Genomic DNA, 19,504 nt, shown 5'->3' on the forward strand with positions numbered 1-19,504 from the left:
GGAGGCATGGACGCCCGCACCGAGTTCCGCGACTTCCTCACCTCCCGCCGCGCCAGGATCACCCCGGAGAAGGCCGGCCTGACCGGCACCGGCGCCGGCGGCCACGGCAGCCGCCGGGTCGCCGGCCTGCGCCGCGAGGAGGTCGCGTTGCTGGCCGGCGTCAGCGCCGACTACTACATCAAGCTCGAACGCGGCAACGCCCGCGGCGTCTCCGACAGCGTCCTGGAAGCCCTCGCTCGTGCCCTGCACCTCGACGAGGCCGAACGTGCGCATCTGTTCCACCTGGCCGAAGCCGTCAACACCGGCACGCGGACCCCCGCCCGCACCCCCAAGCCCGCCGTGCGCCCCACCGTCCAGCGCATCCTGGACTCCATGTCCACGGCCCCGGCCTACGTGCGCAACCGCCGCCTGGATATCCTGGCCGCGAACCGGCTCGGCGAAGCACTGCTCGCCCCGATCCTCGCGACTCCGACCAGTACCACCCCGACCAGCACCACCCCGCGCCGACCGCCCAACGTGGCACGCTTCATGTTCCTGGACCCCGCGGCCCTCGACTACTACCTCGACTGGGAGCGCATGGCCGCCGGCACCGTCGCGATCCTGCGCGCCGAAGCCGGACGGGACCCGCACGACAAACCCCTGACGGAGCTGGTCGGCGAGCTGTCCACGCGCAGCGACCACTTCCGCACCGCCTGGGCCGCCCACAACGTCCTCGTGCACCGCACGGGCGTCAAACGTATCCATCACCCGGTCGTCGGCGACCTCACCCTCGCCTACGAGGCTCTGGAGCTCCCCGCCGACACCGGGCTGACCATCATGGCCTACACCGCCGAGCCCGCGACCCCCTCGTTCGACGCCCTGAACCTGCTGGCCAGCTGGGCCGCGACGGAGCCGACGGAGCCGACGGGGTCACCTGCGCGGCCGTGACCCGCCCAGAAAGATGTCCACCGCGCCCTCGGCGATCGCGCGGATGGCCTCCGGGGTGATGTCCACGTCCTGGCTCAGCAGCAGCTTCACATGCCGGTCGGCCTTGATGATCGCCAGGAAGTACTCGACCGCCATGTCCAGGTCGCTCACTTCGAGCTCGCCCCATGCATCGAGGCGGGAGAAGTACTCGTGGATCGTTTCGCGTGTCTCCTGCCCCGCGCCCTCGACGACCAGCGCTCCCAGGTGCGGGAGGCGGCGGGCGTCGGCGACCACGGTGCGCAGGAGCTCCAGTTGCTCGCGCGAGTAGATGACCGACAGGAAGCAGGCGGCCAGCTCGACCAGGGTCGCGCGTGCGTCGCGGGACTCCAGGTCGATGTGCTCGACGCTCGTGCCGTTGACCTCGGCGCGGCGGGCGACGACCGCCTCGAACAGGGCGTCCTTGGTCGGGAAGTTGCTGTAGACGGTCGCCTTCGCGACGCCGGCGTGCACCGCCACGGCCTGCATGGTCGTGTCGGTGTAGCCGTGCCGTAAGAACAGCTCCTCTGCGGCGACGAGGACTTCCTCGCCCTTGCGTTGATACTCCCGAGCAGCGGCCATGATGCTCCAGCTCCTTTCCTGTTCAGTGGATTCAGCGGACGTGATCCGACGCAGCCCACAGATATCCGAGTGCTGCGATGCCGAGGATGGCCGTCCATTGGACGTGTACCTGATGCCACCGGGGGTCGTTCGGCGACGGGAACAGTGTGATGCTCTCCGGGAGCAGGATCGCGACGCCGATCGCGAGCAGAAAGACGGCGACGGCGAACGGCCCGGCGACGCCGTCGAGCGAGCTGCGCAGTCGAGCTGCGGCGATAGCCAGTGCCGTGGCGTAAAGCGCTGCCGCCTCGATGCCCAGAGTCCCGAGCGGGTCCGGAATTCCGGAGCTGTGCAGCGCGGAGGCGATCGCCCAGGCGATGCACACCGACATCGCCAGCGCTGGAAGCACCACCACCGCCCGGACCAGTTGACGCACCAGGCGCGACGTGGCGACGGTCGCCGTCGTCGGCGCGGACGGATCGTCCAGCAGGAACGTCGCGCCGAGCGCGGCGCAGACCGCCGCCAGCCGCAGCAGAGTCACCAGCGTTCCGGGCAGCATCCGGTCGGTCAACGCGGCGGGCACGCACACGATCGTCAGACCCGTGGCGGTGGTGGCGACGAACGGTCCCCAGTGCGTGGCGCGCACGGTCGGGCGCAGCAGAGCGGCTGCGACGCGCACGGTCACAGGCATTGCTGCTCGCCTTCCGAAGCCTGGTCCGGGGGCGCGGGTACTCCGAGAAGCGCTGCGGCCTGTTCGATCGTCGTGGTGCGCGCCGACAGCTCGTCCCAGTGCTGAAGGACGAGCTCGCCCACCTTGTCAGCAGGCTGATCCAGCAGCGTCCACACCATCGCCAGCTCCCGCGCCGGGAGGTAGAGACCGCCGCCGAACCCGGCCTCGGCGAAGGCGACGCCGGCGCCACTGCCGTCGGTCATCGTGCGCAGGCCGGCCTTCGTCCCGGCCGTCGCCTGGGCCGCGAGCCACCCGACCAGCACGCCGCGGCTCTGACACAGCTCGCCGCTCACGCCCGGTCCGGCCCGGCTGATCACCTCGTAGGCCACGCGCCCGGCCAGCCCGGTCTCCGACCAGCCGTCTCCCCACCAGGTGCCGGCCGTGAGCGCGTCGGGGGTGCCGGCGGCGACGTCGTCCGCGTGCCACTGCGCCACCGGTGCCGGCGGCGCGCCCCCGCTGCTCGTGTTCTGTGAGGCCGCATCCGGGGCGATGATCCGTTGCCGTACGGCCAGTGGCTGCACCGCCATCTGGTCGGGAACCCGCTGCAGCACTCCGCGCACAACGGCGTTCCAGTCGGTGACCCACGGAGAGAACCCTGGAAACGCGCAATAGGTAATGTTCTCAATGTGCTGACACCGCTGCTGTGAGGACGGCTGCGTGGTGGCAGCGGATCGGGCCGCCACGATCGACGCATCAGGCGGGAGCGTCTGTGCCACTCCGGCAGCGACGGTGACCGCGAGTCCCGCGGCACCGGCCACAAGCAGACCGCGCTTCCGCCCGCCGCGCATCAGGGCCGCCGTCGTGATCAGAGCGAGCAGGCCCAGGAGATAGACCAGGTGACGACCGGCCGGCCTGGTCATCAGATCCACCGGAAGCGACGCCGTTCCGTACAGCGGATCGCCTCCCGACGTGGGAGTGAAGGGGAGGAACCAGTCGGGCTTCCTGGAACCCGGCGCGATCAGAGACACCGTCAGCAACGCGACGGCGGTGAGCACCACCATCAGCAGCGGTCCGACCACGACCGAGCGCGTGACGCGGCCGAGAAGGACGCCGACGGCGCCGAAGAGCAACACCACCACCGGTCCGGTCGCGAGCTCGTAGAGGCTCACCGAGCCGACTGCCCCGGGGCGCGTGGCGAGATAGACGATGTGCACCGCGACGATCAGCGCCGCCACCATCGCCAACGGCAGTACCGCGACCAGATGTGCGGCGGTACGCCACCGCGTCGGCAGGACCAGGACGTCGAGGGCCCCGGCCGTCCCGTGCCGATGGGACCGCAGCACGGCCAGATTGCCCTGGATCAACGCAGTCCCGCCGAGCAGCAGGGCTACCGGCATCTGGGCCAACTGGTCGGTGTCCTGGAGGATCGGGAAGCGCGCCGTGCGATCGTCCGTGACCGCGTAGAGCACGACGACGAGAACAACCAGCGCCAGAACGGTGCCCGGGTGACGGATCAGCCGCGCGGACTCGAAACGGCTCAGGCATATCAGAGCCTTGCGCCGCGCCGCACGATCCGACGCCGATGGCTCGGCGGGTGATGGAGTGGGCCGGGCGGGGAGGGGAAGTGTCTGCGTCACAGTGACACCTCGTCGGCCGAACCGGGACGCTCGATCAGCATCAGGTACCCGTCTTCGAGCGTCGGTTCGATCAGCTGCGCGCCGCCCGGAGGGTTGCCGACGTTGCGATACGAACCGGTGCCGGTACGCCACGCGGCCAGTGCTCCCGGCTCGCGCGCCGAACTCGTCCAGACCCGGCCCCGCGCCAGGTCGGCGAGGTCCGTCGGGGTTCCTTCGAACAGGATCCGGCCCCGGTCCAGGACGACCACCTTCCGGCAGAGCGTCATCACGTCCTCGGTCTGGTGCGTGGAGAGCAGGACCGTGCGCCGCTCGCCGAGCTCGGCGATCAGCTCGCGGAACCTCAGCCGCTGCTCGGGGTCCAGTCCCACCGTCGGTTCGTCGAGGACCAGCAGGTCCGGATCGCCGACCAGCGCCGCCGCCAGCGCGACCCGCTGCCGCATCCCGCCTGACAGAGCCTTGATTTTCTTCCCGCGGTGAGCGTCCAGCCCGACCACGGCGAGAACCCTGCGCACTTCCTCGTGGCGTCGCCCGCGATTCGTCTGCTCCTTCAGGATCGCCACGTAGTCCACGAACGCGAACGCCGTGAAGTTCGGATGGAAACCCGGGCTCTGAGGCAGATAACCGAGGCGGCGGCGCACCGCGAGCCGGCCGGCCGGGCTGTGCGGATCGTGGCCGAGGACGGTCAGCTCGCCCCGGTCCGGCGTCATCGCCGTCGCCACGATCCGCAGCAGCGTGGTCTTGCCCGCGCCGTTGGGGCCGAGCAGCCCGGTGACCCCGTCGTGCATGGTCAGCGACACGTCGTCCAGCGCCAGCGTCCGCGCGTACCGCAGCGTCAGAGCACGCGCGGCGATGGTGGGGGCGGTCATGGAGTCCTCCTGGTGACGCGGCGCGCGACGAGGTCGGGGTGGCGGTCGGACTCGAAGCGGGACCGCAGACGCGGCAGGACGACGGCGGCCGACAGGCCCACGGCCGTCATGGCCAACTGGCCGCCGAGCGCGAACACGACGGATCTGCCGGTGTGCGGATGAACGGTGACCGCCAGCAGGGCGATCCAGCCCGCGGTGACCACGGCGACGGCGGTGAGCGGTCCGAGCCGTGGGGTCAGCGCCAGGCTGAGCAGCGTGAGGGTGAGGGAAGGCAGGACCCAGCCCAGGGCCACCAGTCCGTAATCCGGCAGAGCCAGGGCGGCCGCGAAACTGAGCAAACTGGTGGTGGAGAGCACGACCGCACACCGCAACAACAAGAGCCGGAAGGTCTGCAGCGGCGCCACCACCGCGAGCTCGTAGGAGGGATCGACGCGCGGACCGAAGGACACCGCGACGCCGGCCAGCGGGAGCAGCGGGGCCAGCGCGAGGAACACGATCGGGGTGGACACCGCCTTCGCCAGATGCGCCGACGCCGTGCTCACCACGAGGACCACGGCGATGGACGCGAACCAGGACAGCCGGAGCACCGGCGTCACGGCGAGCAGCCTGGCCGTGGCCTCGGGAACTCCTACGCGCACCAGCAACCGCTCCAGCCGGCCGGGCACCGGCGCGTCCAGCGCGGCGTCCAGGCGTGACCAGCCGTCCGCGAGCTGCGCGGGATCGGCCAGCTCGGCGAGCCGGAGCCGGCACGTCTGACAGGCGGTGAGATGCGCTTCGGTCGACCACAGCGACGGCGGCGTGCACTCGCCGGCGGCGTAGTGCCGCAACTCCTCGTTCGCCACATGCCACTCGCCGGGATCCACGACGGCCTCCGAACCCTGGGTCATGCCAGCTCCTGACGCAGTTGCCGACGGGCTCTCATCGCCCGGGTCTTGACCGTGCCGACCGGGATCTCCAGCAGGACGGCCGCCTCGCGGGTGGTCAGCCCGTCCAGCACCGTGGCCTGGAGGACCGCGCGCAGTTCGGGCGAGAGCCGGGCGAGCGCGCCGCCGAGGTCGCCGTGTTCGATGCCGAGCAGGAGCTCGTGCTCGGCCGACGGCTCCTCACGCCAGCGGCCGAGCGTGAGCATCCGCGCCAGGCGCTGCCGGGCGCCGTGCGCGCGCAGCGCGTCGATCAGGCGGCGCGAGCCGATCCGCCACAGCCACCCCGCGACGTCGGCGGACGCCTGCTCGTCGCGGAACCGCGCCGAACCGCTCCAGATCGCCAGGAACGTCTCCTGGACGACGTCGTCGACCAGGGAGCTGTCCGGGCAGCGATACCGCAGCCGCAGCGTCAGCCAACTCGCGTGCCGCCGGTAGAACGTCTCGAAGGCGCGGCGGTCGCCCGCCGCGATCGCTCCGAGCAACTCGACGTCGCTGACCGCACTCACGCCCCTTCATCGGATCGGGCGCCGCGAACGGTTCACGCTCGGGCCGGTCCTTTCGGCGGCCTCCGGCGCGGTCGCGGGCGAGCCCTCGGACCAGGCGGAAGAGGAGGCACGGGGATCGGCCGATCGGCGCTCGCGGCTCGGGGCTCGTGGCTCGGCACGTGCTCGTGGCTCGGCAAGTGCTCGTGGCTCGGCCGGTGTTCGCGGCTGGCTGTTTTCGGTTCGGTAGGCCCTCGTGGCTACAGCTGTGGCTGCGGCCAGGCGGTCGCTCGCGGTTATCCTGCCGCAGTCTCCACCAGCTCCACCACGCGTTCGGTGACCTCCTTGGTCCCGGCCGAGCCGCCGAGGTCCGGCGTGAGCACCTTCCCGTCGGCGAGCGCCGCGGCGATGGCGTCGGTGACGTCCTCGGCGGCGTCCGGGTGTCCCAGATGCTCCAGCATCATCGCCGCGGACCAGATCGCGCCGACCGGGTTGGCGATGCCGCGCCCGGCGATGTCGGGGGCCGAGCCGTGGACGGGTTCGAACATCGACGGGTACGCGCGCTCCGGGTTGAGGTTCGCCGAGGGCGCGATGCCGATGCTGCCGGCCACCGCGGCGGCCAGGTCGCTGAGGATGTCGCCGAACAGGTTGCTGCCGACCACCACGTCGAAGCGCGCCGGGTCCAGGACCAGCTTGGCGGCCAGGGCGTCGATGTGCTCCTGGTCCCAGCTCACGGCCGGGTGCCGGGCCGCGCGCTCGGCGACCAGCTCGTCCCAGAACGGCATCGTGTGCACGATGCCGTTGGACTTCGTCGCCGAGGTCAGCCGGCCCCGGCGGCGCCCGGCCAGGTCGAAGGCGTAGTCCACGACGCGGGTCACCCCGGCGCGGGTGAACACCGCCTCCTGCACCGCCAGCTCCTCGGGGAACCCGCGGTTCATCCGGCCGCCGATCTCGCTGTACTCGCCCTCGACGTTCTCCCGCACCACCACGAAGTCGACCTCGCCGGGCAGCGCGCCGCGCACCGGGGACGGGACGCCCTCGAACACCTTGATCGGCCGCAGGTTCACGTACTGCTGGAACCCGCGCCGGATCGGGATCAGCAGGCCCCACAGCGAGACGTGGTCCGGCACCCCGGGGTAGCCGACCGCGCCCAGCAGGACCGCGTCGTGCTCGCGCAGCCGCTCCAGCCCGTCCTCCGGCATCATCGCCCCCTGGTGCAGGTAGCGGCGGCAGGACCAGTCGAACTCGGTGAACTCCCAGGCCAGGCCGTGGCGGGCCCCGACGGCCGCCAGGACCCGGCGTGCGGCGGGCACGACCTCGGTCCCGATGCCGTCGCCCGGGATCAGCGCGATGCGGTGTTTCGTCATGGGCTGATTGCATCAACGCCCCGGAGAGGGCGTCCAAGACCGATCGGCGATGCTCCTGATAGGTGAGGCCTATCGGTTGGGTCCGTGGATTCGGCCCACGGGACCTACCGGCTGTCGCGGGGCGCCGCCTCGTGCGTGGCCGCCGCCAGCTCCAGGCAGGCACGCGCCGCCGGGGTCAGCTCGGCGGTCCGGCTGACCAGCGCGACGTGCAGCGCGGCCCGCGGCTCCAGGTCGAGCACCAGCGCCCCGGTCCGCTCGGCCAGCTCCCGCCAGGCCTCGGTGACCACCGCGAACCCGACCCCGTCCAGCACCAGCGGCAGGATGGAGACCCGGTGCTCGCTCTCCACCGCGATGCCGACCTCGATCCCCTGGTGGCGCAGGCTGTCCACGAACATCCGCATCCCGGTGCCGCGCTGTCCGACGATCAGCCGGTGCCCGCTCAGCGCCGCGCAGTTCACCGGCACGCCGGCCGGGAACGGCCCGTCCGGCGGAGTGACCAGCACGAACCGCTGCTCCCAGGTGCGGTGCGTGACCACGCCGCGCTCGGCCAGCGGTCCGGGGGTGGCCACCAGCCCCAGCTCGCAGGCCCCGGTGCGGACCAGTTCCACCACGTCGCGCGGGGTGAACGCGGCCCGGATCCGCACCACGACGTCGGGATACCGGACGGCGAAGCGCTGGATGAGCGTGCTCAGCGGCTCCACGGCCTGCGAGGGCATCGCCGCGATGTCCAGCGCGCCGCCGCGCAGCGCCTGCACCGTGCCCACGCTGGCCCGCGCCAGCTCCAGGCTGCGCACCGCGGCCCGGGCCGGCTCGATCAGCGCGGTGCCGGCCTCGGTGAGGACCGCGCGCCGGCCGATCCGGTGGAACAGGTCGCTGCCCAGGTCGCGCTCCAGGGCCTGCATGGCCTGCGACAGCGACGGCTGGGACACGTACAGCGCGGTGGCGGCCCGGCTGAAGCCGCCGGAATCCACGATCGCCAGGAAGTACTCCAGCTGCCGGACGTCCATCTCGCACCGCCCTCCACCCCGCTCATGACCTCGCCGACGACGCCGGTCCCGAAGGTCTCGGCTCGTCACGGCGTCCCGGTTCAGCACCGCAGATAGGGCGTTCCTATCAGAGACATCACCGACGTGTCTTGGACAGGCCGCCGGACGGGTTGCTGTGATCAGGGCATGAACGACGAGCTGCTACCGGGTTTCACCGCTCGGCGCGTGGACGCCGAGGGCGTCGGGGTGAACGTGCGCGTGGCCGGCGACGGGCCGCCGCTGTTGCTGCTGCACGGCTACCCGCAGACGCACGTGATCTGGCACCGGGTCGCCCCGCTGCTGGCCTCGCGGTACACGGTGGTGCTCACCGACCTGCGCGGGTACGGCGACAGCGACAAGCCGGCGTCCACGGCGCCGGGACACGCCGCGTACAGCAAGCGCGCGATGGCGGCCGACCAGTACCTGGTGATGCGGGAGCTGGGCTTCGAGCGCTTCGCGGTGGCCGGCCACGACCGCGGCGGCCGGGTCGCGCACCGCCTCGCCCTGGACTACGCGGACGCGGTCGCGGCGCTGGCGGTGCTGGACATCGTGCCGACCCGGCACACGTTCGCCACCGCCGACACGCACTTCGCGCTGGGGTACTACCACTGGTTCTTCCTGGCCGCCGGCAACGGGATCCCCGAGCACCTGATCGGCGCCGACCCAGGGTTCTGGGTCCGGACCCGGATGCAGGCCCGGCATCACGGCGGCACGCCGTTCCATCCCACGGCCATGGCCGAGTACGTGCGGTGCTTCTCCGACCCGGCGGCGATCCACGCTTCGTGCGAGGACTACCGGGCCGCGGCGGGCATCGATCTGGAGCACGACGAGGCGGACGCGGCTGCGGGTCGGCTCGTGGAGTGTCCAGTGCTGGCATTGTGGGGAGAACACAGTTTCGTCGGACGGAGTTACGACGTGCTGGACGTGTGGCGCGACTACGCGAAGGTGGTCATCGGGCAGGCATTGCCGTGCGACCACTACGTGCCCGAGGAGGCGCCGGAGGCCACGGCGTCCGTGCTGGCGGAGTTCCTGGCCCGGCAGGGGTGGTCCTGATGACTGCTGCCGACAACCTGGGAACCGGTCCGGCGGCCGCCACCGAGCGTGCGGTGTCCCGGCTGGCCGAACTGGTCGGGCACGAGACTCCGTCCGGCTACGCCGCGGGCTTGCACGCGTGCTACGACCTGCTGACCTCTTGGGCTCCGGCGGGTTTGGGCACGCCGCACCGCATGATGCGGGACGAGGTCCCGCACCTGTTCTGGCCCAAGCGGTCCGGGGCGCCCGGGGGTGTGCTGCTGCTGTGCCATGCCGACACCGTCTGGCCGTTGGGGACGCTGGCTGAACGTCCCTTCGCTCGCCAGAACGGCCGCCTGACCGGGCCTGGCGCCTTCGATATGAAGGCCGGTCTGGTGATCGGGTGGGAGGCGCTTGCTCTGGCCGCCGATAGTGGGGGTCTGGAGCATGTCAGTGTCCTGGTGACCGGGGACGAGGAGACCGGGTCGCCTACGTCTCGCGCGCTGGTCGAATCCGCTGCTGCGGACTGCTCGGCCGTGTTGGTGCTGGAGCCCGGTGAAGGTGACGCCGCCAAGGTCGCGCGCAAGGGCGTGGGCTTGTACCGGATCGCCGTGCAGGGCCGCGCCTCGCATGCCGGACTTGAGCCGGAGGCCGGTGTCAACGCTCTGATCGAGCTGGCGAGCCAGGTGCTTGCTGTGGCCGGGCTCGGCGACAGCGGCGCCGGCACGACTGTCACTCCCACCGTCGCTTCTGCGGGCACCACCACCAATACGGTGCCCGAGGCGGCCGCTTTCAACGTCGATGTGCGCGCCTGGCAGCTGACCGAGCTGCAGCGTGTCGACGCCGCGTTGCACGCGCTTGTGCCTCGGCACCCCGAGGCTCGTCTGGAGGTGTCCGGCGGTATCAACCGGGCGCCGCTGGAGCAGGCCATGTCCGCCGATCTGCTGGACCTGGCACAGGAGGTATCCCGCGAGCGAGGCCTGCCGTCGTTGGGCGCGGCGCTCGTCGGCGGCGGATCGGACGGCAACTTCACCGCCGGTCTGGGGATCCCGACGCTTGACGGCCTCGGCCCTCGCGGTGCCGGTGCTCATGCCCGCCACGAATGGGTCGCTGAGGAATCTCTGCTCGAACGCGCGGCTCTGGTCGCCGGGCTGATCGAAGCCCTGCGCTGACACCGGGTCCCGCAGTACCCGCACCCACCATTCCCTTTCCCATCGCTCACTGACACGACCGGTATCGCTGCCCCTCACTATCGGCGCACCGGTTGAGAAGAGGTTGACAAATAATGAACCGGCAGCTGAGCAATACCCCAGGCGGCATCGGCCGCTCAGGAAGTACTGGTCGTACCCGCGATATCCACCGCACCGCTGGCTCCCGCGGCATCCGTCGCACTCGCCGCACCGGGCCGGTCGCCGTCGTGGTCGCAGGCCTTTCCCTGTCCCTGGTCCTGGCCGGCTGCGGCGGTGGCTCCGCGAACCCGTCGGCCGGGTCGGCGGTGCGTACCCAGACCGCGGCTCCCGTGGCCGTGCGCCAGGGCGGCAGCCTGGTCATCGGCGCCGAGCAGGAACCGGACTGCGCGGACTGGCTGGGCACGTGCAGTGGCGCCGTGTGGGGCGAGTACATCATGAAGAACGAGACGATCCCGCAGGTGTTCACGGTCGCCAAGCAGGGCGCCGACTGGGTGCCGGCGGCCTCGCCGCTGATGGCCGGCGAGCCGACGATCACCGGGGACGCGCAGCCGAAGATCACCTACCGGCTGAACCCGAAGGCGGTCTGGTCCGACGGCCAGCCGATCACCTCCGCCGACCTGAAGTACACGGCGCTGCAGGTGCGCGACGGCCAGGACATCTTCGACAAGACCGGGTACAGCCTCATCACCTCGATCGACACCCCGGATCCGCAGACCGCTGTCGTGACGCTCAGCAAGTCGTTCGGCAACTGGAAGATGCTGTTCAGCGGCGACTACGGGGTGCTGCCGTCGCATCTGCTGGCCGGCAAGGACCGGGACGCGGTGATGAAGAACGGGTACAGCTTCAGCGGCGGGCCGTGGAAGATCGAGCAGTGGGTGCGGGGGAGCAGCGTCACCCTGGTGCCCAACGACAAGTACTGGGGTCCCAAGCCGCATCTGGACAAGGTGACGTTCCAGTTCACCGCCGACACGGCCGCGGCCTTCCAGGCGTTCCGCTCCGGGCAGCTGGACGCGCTGTACCCGTCGCCGCAGCTGGACGTCATCGACCAGATCAAGGCCGGCCTGCCGAACGCGGACATCCAGACCGACGCGCAGTCGGGGAACCTGGAGGCGCTGTGGATGAACAACGCCCGGTTCCCGTTCGACTCCACGGCGGTGCGCCAGGCCGTGGCGTACGCCATCGACCGCCAGGCGCTGGTGACGCGGCTGTACGGGCCGCTGGGCTCGACGAGCCCGGCACAGAGCTTCAACTCCCCGATGCTGTCCCGCTACGCCGGCACCGACTTCTCGGTCTACCACCTGGACCTGGCGAAGGTCACGGCCCTGATGACCGGCGCGGGCTGGGCCAAGAACGCCGACGGCATCTGGGCCAAGGACGGCCGCCCGGCGGCGTTCACCATCACCTCGCTGTCCGGCAACAAGCGCCGCGAACTGATCGAGCAGGTACTCCAGGCCCAGCTGAAGCAGGCCGGGTTCACCCTGACCATCAAGAACAGCACCGCCGCCGAGATCTTCAGCAAGACCGCCCCGGCCGGCGACTTCGACCTGGGCCTGTGGACCATCGTGGACACCTTCCCGGCCCCGACCCTGGACGCCAGCTTCGCCTCGCAGAACATCCCGGGCCCGTCGAACGGCCAGGCCGGCATCAACTTCATCCGGTCGAACTACCCGCAGCTCGATCAGCTGCTCGGCAAGGTCGCGAACACCACCGACGAGACCGCCCGCCGCCAGGCGTCGCTGGGAGCCGACACGTTCATCGCGAACAACGTGGTGTCGCTGCCGATCAGCGCGGTGCCGAACGTGCTGCTGTGGAACAAGCGGGTCGGCGGGCCGATCAGCATCAATCCTTCGGAGGGGCCTTGGTGGAACCTCGCGGAGTGGGGGCTGGTTTCGTGATGGCGCCGACGATGCTTCTGCCGCAGACCTGGCCGCCGCACCAGCACCAGCGCACACAGCCAGCGCCCCAGCAGCAGCAGCGCCCGCATCCGGGCCCGCAGCCACTGGCACCGTCTCAGCGGCCGCCCTTGCCGCAGCCGCACCAGCAGTCGGTGCGGCCGCCGCAACCGGTGCCGCACACGCGGCTGCCGCATCAGTGTTCGCAAGCTTCGTCGCAGCAGCCACAGCCTTCGCCGCCGCCGCGGCCGCACCGACTGGCTTCGGCGCGGTGCTCGCGGCGGCCGCACCGGCTGGCTTCGGTGTCGTGCTTGAGGCTGCTGCACCGGCTGGCTTCGGCGCCGCACTCGCGGCTGTTGCACCGACTGGCTTCGGTGCCGCGCTCGCCGCAGCCGCACCGACTGGCTTCGGTGTCGTGCTCGCGGCTGTTGCACCGACTGGCTTCGGTGTCGCGCTCGCCGCAGCCGCAGCAGCGCTTGGTGCGATCGCAAGCCTCGGAGGCGCCACCATGCTGACCTTCGTGGCCCGCCGCCTGGCCACCTCCGTGCCCGTCGTGATCATCGCCTCCTTCCTGCTCTTCTGGGCGGTGCGCGCCACCTTCGACCCGCTGGCCAAGCTCCGCCAGTCCCACGACCCGACCGCCCTGCCGCGCGAGACCGCGCGGCTGGGCCTGAACCGGCCGGTCCCGGTGCAGTACCTGCGCTGGATGAAGGCGTTCGTTACCGGCGACTGGGGCACCAGCACCCGCACCGGCGGCGCCGTCTCCACCATGATCGGGTCGGCGCTCGCCACGACCGCGCAGCTGGTGGTCTGGGGCGTGCTGTTCGCGGCGGTGCTGGCGCTGGCCGTCGGGCTGTACTCCGCCTCGCGGCAGTACTCGGTCGGCGACTACGGCTTCACCGCGCTGTCGTATCTGGGTATCGCGATGCCCGCGTTCTGGGTCGGCCTGATCCTCATCCAGGCCCTGGCGATCTGGCCGCAGCAGCAGTTCGGCATGGCCGACCCGCCGCTCTACTTCATCGGCCTGCACTCGCCCGGCTCCCGCGGCGTGAACCTCGACTACCTGCGGCACCTCGTGCTGCCGGTGCTGACCATGACCGTCGGGCTGGTGGCCGGGTGGTCGCGCTTCAGCCGGGCGGCGCTGGTGGAGTCGCTGGGTTCGGACTATGTGCGCACGGCCCGGGCCAAGGGCGTGCCGCGTCGACGGATCCTGATCCGGCACGCGCTGCGCAACTCCCTCGCCCCCTTCGTGACCGTGGTGGCCATGGACGCCGCGCTCCTGGTCGGCGGCCTGGTGGTCACCGAGCAGATCTACTCCATCCCCGGCATGGGCCGGCTGTTCCTGGACTCGATGATGGCCGGCGACGTCTTCACCCTCGTGCCCTGGATGCTGGTCATCGCGCTCGCCATGATCCTCTTCAATCTCCTGGCGGACGCCGCGTACGCCCTGTTGGACCCCCGGGTGAATCTGCGATGACCGAGACCAAGATCGACACCGGGATCGACGCCGGGGCTGCGAAAAAGACCGACAGCAACCGCGAGCCCAGCCAGGCGCGAATCGCCCTGCGCCGCTTCGCCCGCCACAAGGTCGCCGTCGCCGGCCTGGTCGTCCTGGCGGCTCTGACCGTCGGCTGCTTCGGCGCCGGCCTGCTCGCGCCCTACCCGCACAACGCCCAGGACCTGCTCCTCGGCGCCGCCCCGCCGTCCGGCGCGCACCTGCTCGGCACCGACGAGCTCGGCCGCGACTACCTCTCCGAGGTCATGTACGCCGGGCAGGTGTCCCTGGCCATCGGCCTCGGCGTGGGCGTGCTGTCCACGGCGCTCGGCACGCTGCTCGGCGCCGTCGCCGGCTACTTCGGCGGCTGGGTCGACGAAGTGCTCATGCGCGTGACCGACCTGTTCCTCATCGTGCCCGCGATCGCGTTGCTGGCCCTGGCGATCCAGGGCCTGGGCTCCTCCCCGCCGACCATCGTCCTGGTGCTGGCGGGCATCGGCTGGACCAGCATCGCCCGCGTGGTGCGTGCCCAGGTGCTCAGCCTGCGCGAGAAGGAGTACATCGACGCGGCCAGGGTCCTCGGCGTCCCGACCCGGCGCATCCTGTGGCGGCACCTGCTGCCCAACCTGACCGGCGTGATCGTCGTCAACGTCTCGCTGGCGGTGGCCGCCTCGGTGATCCTGGAATCGACGCTGAGCTTCCTCGGCTTCGGCGTCCAGCCGCCCCGCTCCAGCTGGGGCACCATGCTCAGCCAGGCCTCCGGCATGGTCGGCACCTCCCACTCCTACCTGCTCTACGCGCCGGGCCTGGCGATCCTGGCCACGGTGCTGGCGGTGAACTTCGTCGGCGACGGGTTGCGCGACGCCCTGGATCCGCAAGGAAGGCAATAGGCAATGACGACAGCCGCGACGAACAATTCCGGGGGCCCGACCGACTCGGCGATCCCGACCGGTGCCGCGGGATCGCCGGACGTACCGCTGCTGGCGGTCCGCGACCTGACCGTCCGCTACCGCTCCGAGGCCGGCCCGGTGACCGCCGTGACCGGGCTCAGCTTCGACGTCGCCGCCGGCGAGACCCTCGGCATCGTCGGCGAGTCCGGCTCCGGCAAGTCCGCCGCTTCGATGGCGGTCATGGGCCTGTTGCCGGCCGGCACCGAGGTGACCGGCTCGATCCGGCTGCGCGGCGAGGAACTGCTGACCCTGTCGGACTCGCAGATGCGCGACGTCCGCGGGCGCCGCATCGCCATCGTCTTCCAGGACGCGCTGTCCGCCCTGAACCCGATGATGACGGTCGGCGCCCAGCTGGCCGAGGCCGTCGCCGTCCACCACCGCGACCGGGGCCGCGCCGAGCTGCACGAGCGCGCCGCCGAGCTGCTCGACCTGGTCGGTATCCCCGACCCGCGGGCACGGCTGGACCAGTACCCGCACGAGTACTCCGGCGGCATGCGCCAGCGGGCCCTGATCGCGATGTCCATCGCCAACGACCCGGAGATCCTGATCGCCGACGAGCCGACCACGGCGCTCGACGTCACCGTCCAGGCGCAGGTCCTGGAGGTGATCGAGCGGGTGCAGGACCGCACCGACACCGCGGTCGTGCTGATCACCCACGACCTCGGCGTCGTCGCGGGTCTGGCCGACCGGGTCCTGGTGCTCTATTCCGGCACGAAGCTGGAGGACGGCCCGGTCGACGACCTCTTCCACGCCCCCGCGCACCCCTACACCGAAGGCCTGCTGGCCGCGCTACCGCGAGTGGACCGCAAGACGGCGCGCCTCGTGCCGATCCCCGGCCAGCCGCCGTCGCCGCACGACCGGCTGGCCGGCTGCCCGTTCGGCCCGCGCTGCGCGCACGTTGTGCCAGGGGTCTGCGACGCGCCGCAGCTCCCGATGACGCGGGTGTCGCCCGGGCACGACAGCGCCTGCGCACGCGTCCTGGAGCTGATGGGAGCGGCACGATGACCGCCGCCGGGGCCGTGACCCAGCCGGCCGCCGCGACCGACGGCGGCCCGGCGATCGACGTCCGCGACCTGATCGCCGAGTACCACCTCAAAGGCCGCGGCCGCATGGGCCGCAGGACCCGCACGGTGCAGGCGGTCGCCGGGGTGGACCTGACGGTGCCGCGCGGCCGCACGGTCGGCCTGGTCGGGGAGACCGGCTGCGGCAAGACCACACTGGGCCGGGTGCTGGTGAACCTGGTCCGGCCGGCCGGCGGCGAGATCACGGTCGGCGGGATCGACGTCGCCGCGGCCCGGGGCGCCGAGCTGCGGCGGCTGCGCCGGACCGTGCAGCTGGTCTTTCAGGACCCTTATTCCTCGCTCAACCCGAAGCTCAGCGTCCGGGCCCTGCTCACCGAGCCGCTGACGGTGCACGGCCTGCACCCGGGACGGCGCGAGGAGCGCGTCGCCGAGCTGCTGGAGCTGGTCGGCCTGGACCCGGCGCACGCCGGCCGGTTCCCGCACCAGTTCTCCGGTGGGCAGCGGCAGCGCATCGGCATCGCGCGGGCCCTGGCCGTGGAGCCGCGGATCCTGGTGCTGGACGAGCCGGTGTCCGCGCTGGACGTGTCCGTGCAGGCCGGCGTGATCAACCTGCTGGAGGACCTGCAGGCAGAACTCGGGCTGAGCTACCTGTTCATCGCGCACGACCTGTCGGTGGTCCGGCAGATCAGCCACGAGGTGGCGGTGATGTATCTGGGGCGGATCGTCGAGCGGGGCCCGGCCGAGGCGCTGTATGACCGGCCCGCTCACCCCTATACCAAGGCGCTGCTGTCGGCCGTGCCGGTGCCTGATCCGCGGATTCAGCGCACGCGCAAGCGGATCGTCCTGGACGGCGACGTGCCGAGCCCGCTCGCCCCGCCGTCGGGATGCCGGTTCCGCACGCGCTGCTGGAAGGCCACTGATATCTGCGCGACGACCGCCCCGCCCCAGACTCTCGTTTCCACACAGCCGGCCACCGTCGGCGACAGCGAATCCGTACATCAAGTCGCCTGCCATCACCCTGAGCCGCCCGCTCTGATCGGAGCCTGACATGCCTGACACGCCTTCCATGCCTTCCATGCCTGAATCTCACTGGCACGCCTACTTCCCGCACCAGCGGCTGGTGAAGGTCCGCCGGGGCCGCGGCCTGCGGGACGTCAGTCTGCTCGTCACCGACGACACCGACGGCCTGACCCTGGCGGTGTGGGACGCGCAGACCGACCAGGTCACGTCGGTTCCGGCCGAGCTCGCCGACGCCGGCGACGGTTTGGAGGCGGTCCTCGGCCGGGACGGGCTCTCGCTGCTGGCGATGCGCGACGACCACGGCTCGGAGGTCGGGCACGTCTGGCGCACCGACCTGGCCACCGGCGCGGCCGTCGACCTCACCCCGGGGCTCCCGCCGTATGTGCTGCGGGGCCTGGACGTGGCCCGCACCGGCGGACGCGTGGCGCTCACCGTGGTCACCGACGACGGCTTCGAACTCCACGTCGCCGCCGAGGGCGACGTGCCGCGGCGGCTGTACGCCTCGGCGAACGAGGCGTGGAACGGTGTGATCTCGGCCGACGGACTGCTCGCGGCCGTGGACACCACCGACCACAACCCGGGGATCCGGCGCTTCGCGGTGACCGTGCTGGCCGTCGAGGGCGCGAAGACCGTGTCAGTGCTCAGCGACGGTCCCGACGCGCCGGTCCGCGCGGTCCGCTTCTCCCCGGTCCCCGGCGACAACCGACTGCTGGTGAGCACCGAGCGCAGCGGGTTCGCCCGGCCGTGCGTCTACAACCCGGCCAACGGCGCCCGGATCGACGTCGACGCCCCGGACCTCGCCGGCGACCTGGTGGCGCTGGACTGGTCCGACGACGCCGAGCGGCTGCTGCTGGTGCACGTCGACGCCGGGGTGCACCGGGTGCTGGAGTACGACCTGCCGACCGGCACCTTGCAGCCAGTGCCACACCCCGACGGCGGCTTCTTCAGCCCGGACGTCGCCGCCGCGCACCTGAACATCTTCGCCTCGCACTACGGCCCGGGCCGCGAGATCAGGCTGCTGCACACGCGCTTCAACCAGCCGTTGCGCCTGCTGCGCGTCGACGGCGGCCAGACGCGCGAGCAGACCTGGGACCTCGGGGCGTCGCCGACACCGGTCCCCACCGGGACGCCGCTGCGCTCGGCCACCGTGACCTCGGCCGACGGCACCCCCGTCCAGGTCTGGTCGGCCCGACCGGACGGCGTCACCGGCCCCGGCCCACTGGTGTTGTCCGTGCACGGCGGCCCGAACATGGTGACAGTCGACGGCTACGTGCCCGAGGCGCAGGCGTTCCTGGCCGAGGGCATCGGCTACGCGGCCGTGAACTACCGCGGCTCGGTCACCTTCGGACGGGACTTCCGCGAAGGCTTCAGACCCGACATCGGCGACCGCGAGACCGAGGACATCGCCGCGGTGGTGGCGTGGCTGGTGGAGCAGAGCATCGCCGACCCGAAGCAGATCTTCATCACCGGCCACTCCTACGGCGGCTTCCTGTCCCTGCTGTCCCTGGGCCGCCTCCCCGACCTCTTCGCCGGCGCACTGGCCTTCGTGGCACTGGCCGACTGGACCGCGGCCTACCGCGACATGAACCCGGCCATCCAGGTCGCCTGGCGCACCTTCATCGGCGGCTCCCTCGAAGAAATCCCCGACCGCTACCGCCGAGCCTCCCCGATCACCTACATCGACCACGTCCGCGCCCCAGCCTGGATCCGCCAGGGCCGCTACGACACCCGCACCCCCGCCGCCCAGGCCTACGGCTACGCCCGCGCCCTCGAATCCGCCGGCGGCGACGTGGTCCTCGACTGGTTCGACGGCGGCCACGAGATCACCGGCCGCGACCACGCCATCGCCGACCACGCCCGAACCCTGACCCTGATCCGCGCCGCCCTGGCGGGGGAGAAGTGGGCCACGGGGCCAGTCGAGCGGTGACGATCGGCGCTCATGGCCTTGCGCGCTGTGCGGGTGTGGCCGGCTGCCGGCTTCGATGAGAACCGACGCCTTGGCGGCTGCGGGCAGTGACGGGCCAGCGCGACGGGCCCCGTGGTTCGGGGGTCCGAAGGACCATGCGGGGTGTTGGTTCTGGGTCCCTCGCCGCGTCGACGGGCGAAGCCAACCTGGCCGCGCTGGTGGTGTCCAGCCGAACGAGGCCCGGCCACAGCAGCAGCGATGCGGCTGGACACCGCCAGACCGGACTGGTTCCGTTTACGGCGACGACGCGGCGAGGTACCCAGAACCCGGCGACCACAAGCAACACCGCCACCGGCCAACGCGGCGCAGGCAACAGCGTGATGGCAAGCCGAACAGTCGCGGGCCGCCGCCATCAAGCAGGTCGCGCAGGTCGCCCCCTCGCTGTAGAGTGCCCGCCGGAGGCCTGGCGGGTTCAGGGGGTGGTTGCAACATTCGTGTGTTGATGGGGTTGGTCAGGGTGTCTGGGTCTGGGTTTGTGGTGCGTT

The 19,504-nt window shown here is 71.5% G+C and carries 17 protein-coding genes; 9 read left to right on the forward strand and 8 right to left on the reverse strand.

Annotation, left to right across the window (positions count from 1 at the left end):
* Positions 1-6 precede the first annotated feature (6 nt).
* Positions 7-927 (forward strand): helix-turn-helix transcriptional regulator, encoded by a 921-nt coding sequence (locus tag ABH920_RS44790; RefSeq protein WP_370355445.1) that lies wholly within the window; start codon positions 7-9, stop codon positions 925-927.
* Here the strand turns inward: ABH920_RS44790 and ABH920_RS44795 are convergent.
* The 8 genes from ABH920_RS44795 to ABH920_RS44830 form a co-directional block, all read right to left on the reverse strand.
* Positions 910-1,524 carry a TetR/AcrR family transcriptional regulator gene (locus tag ABH920_RS44795; RefSeq protein WP_370355446.1) on the reverse strand — a complete coding sequence of 205 codons (615 nt, stop codon included), beginning with the start codon at positions 1,522-1,524 and terminating at the stop codon, positions 910-912. The two genes, ABH920_RS44790 and ABH920_RS44795, sit on opposite strands and share 18 nt — an antisense overlap.
* Positions 1,525-1,555: 31 nt before the next feature.
* Positions 1,556-2,194, reverse strand: a complete 639-nt coding sequence (locus tag ABH920_RS44800; protein WP_370355447.1) for a hypothetical protein — start codon at positions 2,192-2,194, stop codon at positions 1,556-1,558.
* Positions 2,185-3,810, reverse strand: a complete 1,626-nt coding sequence (locus ABH920_RS44805) for a hypothetical protein (RefSeq protein ID WP_370355448.1) — start codon at positions 3,808-3,810, stop codon at positions 2,185-2,187. The genes ABH920_RS44800 and ABH920_RS44805 overlap by 10 nt, the downstream gene beginning before the upstream one ends.
* Positions 3,807-4,676, reverse strand: coding sequence for an ABC transporter ATP-binding protein (locus ABH920_RS44810; protein ID WP_370355449.1), 870 nt, complete (start codon positions 4,674-4,676; stop codon positions 3,807-3,809). The genes ABH920_RS44805 and ABH920_RS44810 overlap by 4 nt, the downstream gene beginning before the upstream one ends.
* Positions 4,673-5,563, reverse strand: coding sequence for a zf-HC2 domain-containing protein (locus tag ABH920_RS44815; RefSeq protein WP_370355450.1), 891 nt, complete (start codon positions 5,561-5,563; stop codon positions 4,673-4,675). Before ABH920_RS44815 ends, ABH920_RS44810 begins: the two co-directional genes overlap by 4 nt.
* Complete coding sequence (locus ABH920_RS44820) at positions 5,560-6,105, reverse strand: RNA polymerase sigma factor (RefSeq protein WP_370355451.1); 546 nt, start codon at positions 6,103-6,105, stop codon at positions 5,560-5,562. Before ABH920_RS44820 ends, ABH920_RS44815 begins: the two co-directional genes overlap by 4 nt.
* A 272-nt stretch (positions 6,106-6,377) precedes the next feature.
* Positions 6,378-7,448 (reverse strand): tartrate dehydrogenase, encoded by a 1,071-nt coding sequence (locus ABH920_RS44825; protein ID WP_370355452.1) that lies wholly within the window; start codon positions 7,446-7,448, stop codon positions 6,378-6,380.
* 104 nt (positions 7,449-7,552) lie between these two features.
* Positions 7,553-8,455: a LysR family transcriptional regulator gene (locus tag ABH920_RS44830; protein ID WP_370355453.1), complete on the reverse strand. Its 903-nt coding sequence runs from the start codon at positions 8,453-8,455 to the stop codon at positions 7,553-7,555.
* Positions 8,456-8,620: 165 nt separating this feature from the next.
* On the opposite strand from ABH920_RS44830, the gene ABH920_RS44835 reads away from it, so the two are divergent.
* The 8 genes from ABH920_RS44835 to ABH920_RS44870 all read left to right on the forward strand — a co-directional run bounded on the left by ABH920_RS44835 (position 8,621) and on the right by ABH920_RS44870 (position 18,980).
* Entirely contained in the window at positions 8,621-9,526 is a 906-nt protein-coding gene (locus tag ABH920_RS44835; RefSeq protein WP_370355454.1) for an alpha/beta fold hydrolase, read from the forward strand.
* Positions 9,526-10,656 (forward strand): M20 family metallopeptidase, encoded by a 1,131-nt coding sequence (locus ABH920_RS44840; protein ID WP_370355455.1) that lies wholly within the window; start codon positions 9,526-9,528, stop codon positions 10,654-10,656. Before ABH920_RS44835 ends, ABH920_RS44840 begins: the two co-directional genes overlap by 1 nt.
* Positions 10,657-10,901: 245 nt before the next feature.
* Positions 10,902-12,569, forward strand: a complete 1,668-nt coding sequence (locus tag ABH920_RS44845) for an ABC transporter substrate-binding protein (protein ID WP_370355456.1) — start codon at positions 10,902-10,904, stop codon at positions 12,567-12,569.
* A 505-nt stretch (positions 12,570-13,074) separates the two neighbouring features.
* Complete coding sequence (locus ABH920_RS44850; protein ID WP_370355457.1) at positions 13,075-14,043, forward strand: ABC transporter permease; 969 nt, start codon at positions 13,075-13,077, stop codon at positions 14,041-14,043.
* A complete protein-coding gene (locus ABH920_RS44855) occupies positions 14,040-14,951 on the forward strand; it encodes an ABC transporter permease (protein ID WP_370355458.1) in 912 nt (303 codons plus the stop codon). Before ABH920_RS44850 ends, ABH920_RS44855 begins: the two co-directional genes overlap by 4 nt.
* A 3-nt stretch (positions 14,952-14,954) precedes the next feature.
* The gene (locus ABH920_RS44860; RefSeq protein ID WP_370355459.1) at positions 14,955-16,016 is read left to right on the forward strand and encodes an ABC transporter ATP-binding protein; all 1,062 of its coding nucleotides are present in this window, start codon (positions 14,955-14,957) and stop codon (positions 16,014-16,016) included.
* Positions 16,013-17,080, forward strand: a complete 1,068-nt coding sequence (locus tag ABH920_RS44865) for an ABC transporter ATP-binding protein (RefSeq protein ID WP_370355460.1) — start codon at positions 16,013-16,015, stop codon at positions 17,078-17,080. The genes ABH920_RS44860 and ABH920_RS44865 overlap by 4 nt, the downstream gene beginning before the upstream one ends.
* A gap of 28 nt (positions 17,081-17,108) precedes the next feature.
* Complete coding sequence (locus tag ABH920_RS44870; protein ID WP_370355461.1) at positions 17,109-18,980, forward strand: prolyl oligopeptidase family serine peptidase; 1,872 nt, start codon at positions 17,109-17,111, stop codon at positions 18,978-18,980.
* Positions 18,981-19,504: the final 524 nt, after the last annotated feature.

Source organism: Catenulispora sp. EB89 (assembly GCF_041261445.1).
GTDB lineage: Bacteria > Actinomycetota > Actinomycetes > Streptomycetales > Catenulisporaceae > Catenulispora.

Bases quoted from the DNA above. Each gene is read 5' to 3' on its own strand.
- ABH920_RS44790 (WP_370355445.1), top strand. From the start codon at position 7: ATGGACGCCCGCACCGAGTTCCGCGACTTCCTCACCTCCCGCCGCGCC.
- ABH920_RS44795 (WP_370355446.1), bottom strand. From the start codon at position 1,524: ATGGCCGCTGCTCGGGAGTATCAACGCAAGGGCGAGGAAGTCCTCGTC.
- ABH920_RS44800 (WP_370355447.1), bottom strand. From the start codon at position 2,194: ATGCCTGTGACCGTGCGCGTCGCAGCCGCTCTGCTGCGCCCGACCGTG.
- ABH920_RS44810 (WP_370355449.1), bottom strand. From the start codon at position 4,676: ATGACCGCCCCCACCATCGCCGCGCGTGCTCTGACGCTGCGGTACGCG.
- ABH920_RS44815 (WP_370355450.1), bottom strand. From the start codon at position 5,563: ATGACCCAGGGTTCGGAGGCCGTCGTGGATCCCGGCGAGTGGCATGTG.
- ABH920_RS44825 (WP_370355452.1), bottom strand. From the start codon at position 7,448: ATGACGAAACACCGCATCGCGCTGATCCCGGGCGACGGCATCGGGACC.
- ABH920_RS44830 (WP_370355453.1), bottom strand. From the start codon at position 8,455: ATGGACGTCCGGCAGCTGGAGTACTTCCTGGCGATCGTGGATTCCGGC.
- ABH920_RS44835 (WP_370355454.1), top strand. From the start codon at position 8,621: ATGAACGACGAGCTGCTACCGGGTTTCACCGCTCGGCGCGTGGACGCC.
- ABH920_RS44840 (WP_370355455.1), top strand. From the start codon at position 9,526: ATGACTGCTGCCGACAACCTGGGAACCGGTCCGGCGGCCGCCACCGAG.
- ABH920_RS44850 (WP_370355457.1), top strand. From the start codon at position 13,075: ATGCTGACCTTCGTGGCCCGCCGCCTGGCCACCTCCGTGCCCGTCGTG.
- ABH920_RS44855 (WP_370355458.1), top strand. From the start codon at position 14,040: ATGACCGAGACCAAGATCGACACCGGGATCGACGCCGGGGCTGCGAAA.
- ABH920_RS44860 (WP_370355459.1), top strand. From the start codon at position 14,955: ATGACGACAGCCGCGACGAACAATTCCGGGGGCCCGACCGACTCGGCG.
- ABH920_RS44865 (WP_370355460.1), top strand. From the start codon at position 16,013: ATGACCGCCGCCGGGGCCGTGACCCAGCCGGCCGCCGCGACCGACGGC.
- ABH920_RS44870 (WP_370355461.1), top strand. From the start codon at position 17,109: ATGCCTGAATCTCACTGGCACGCCTACTTCCCGCACCAGCGGCTGGTG.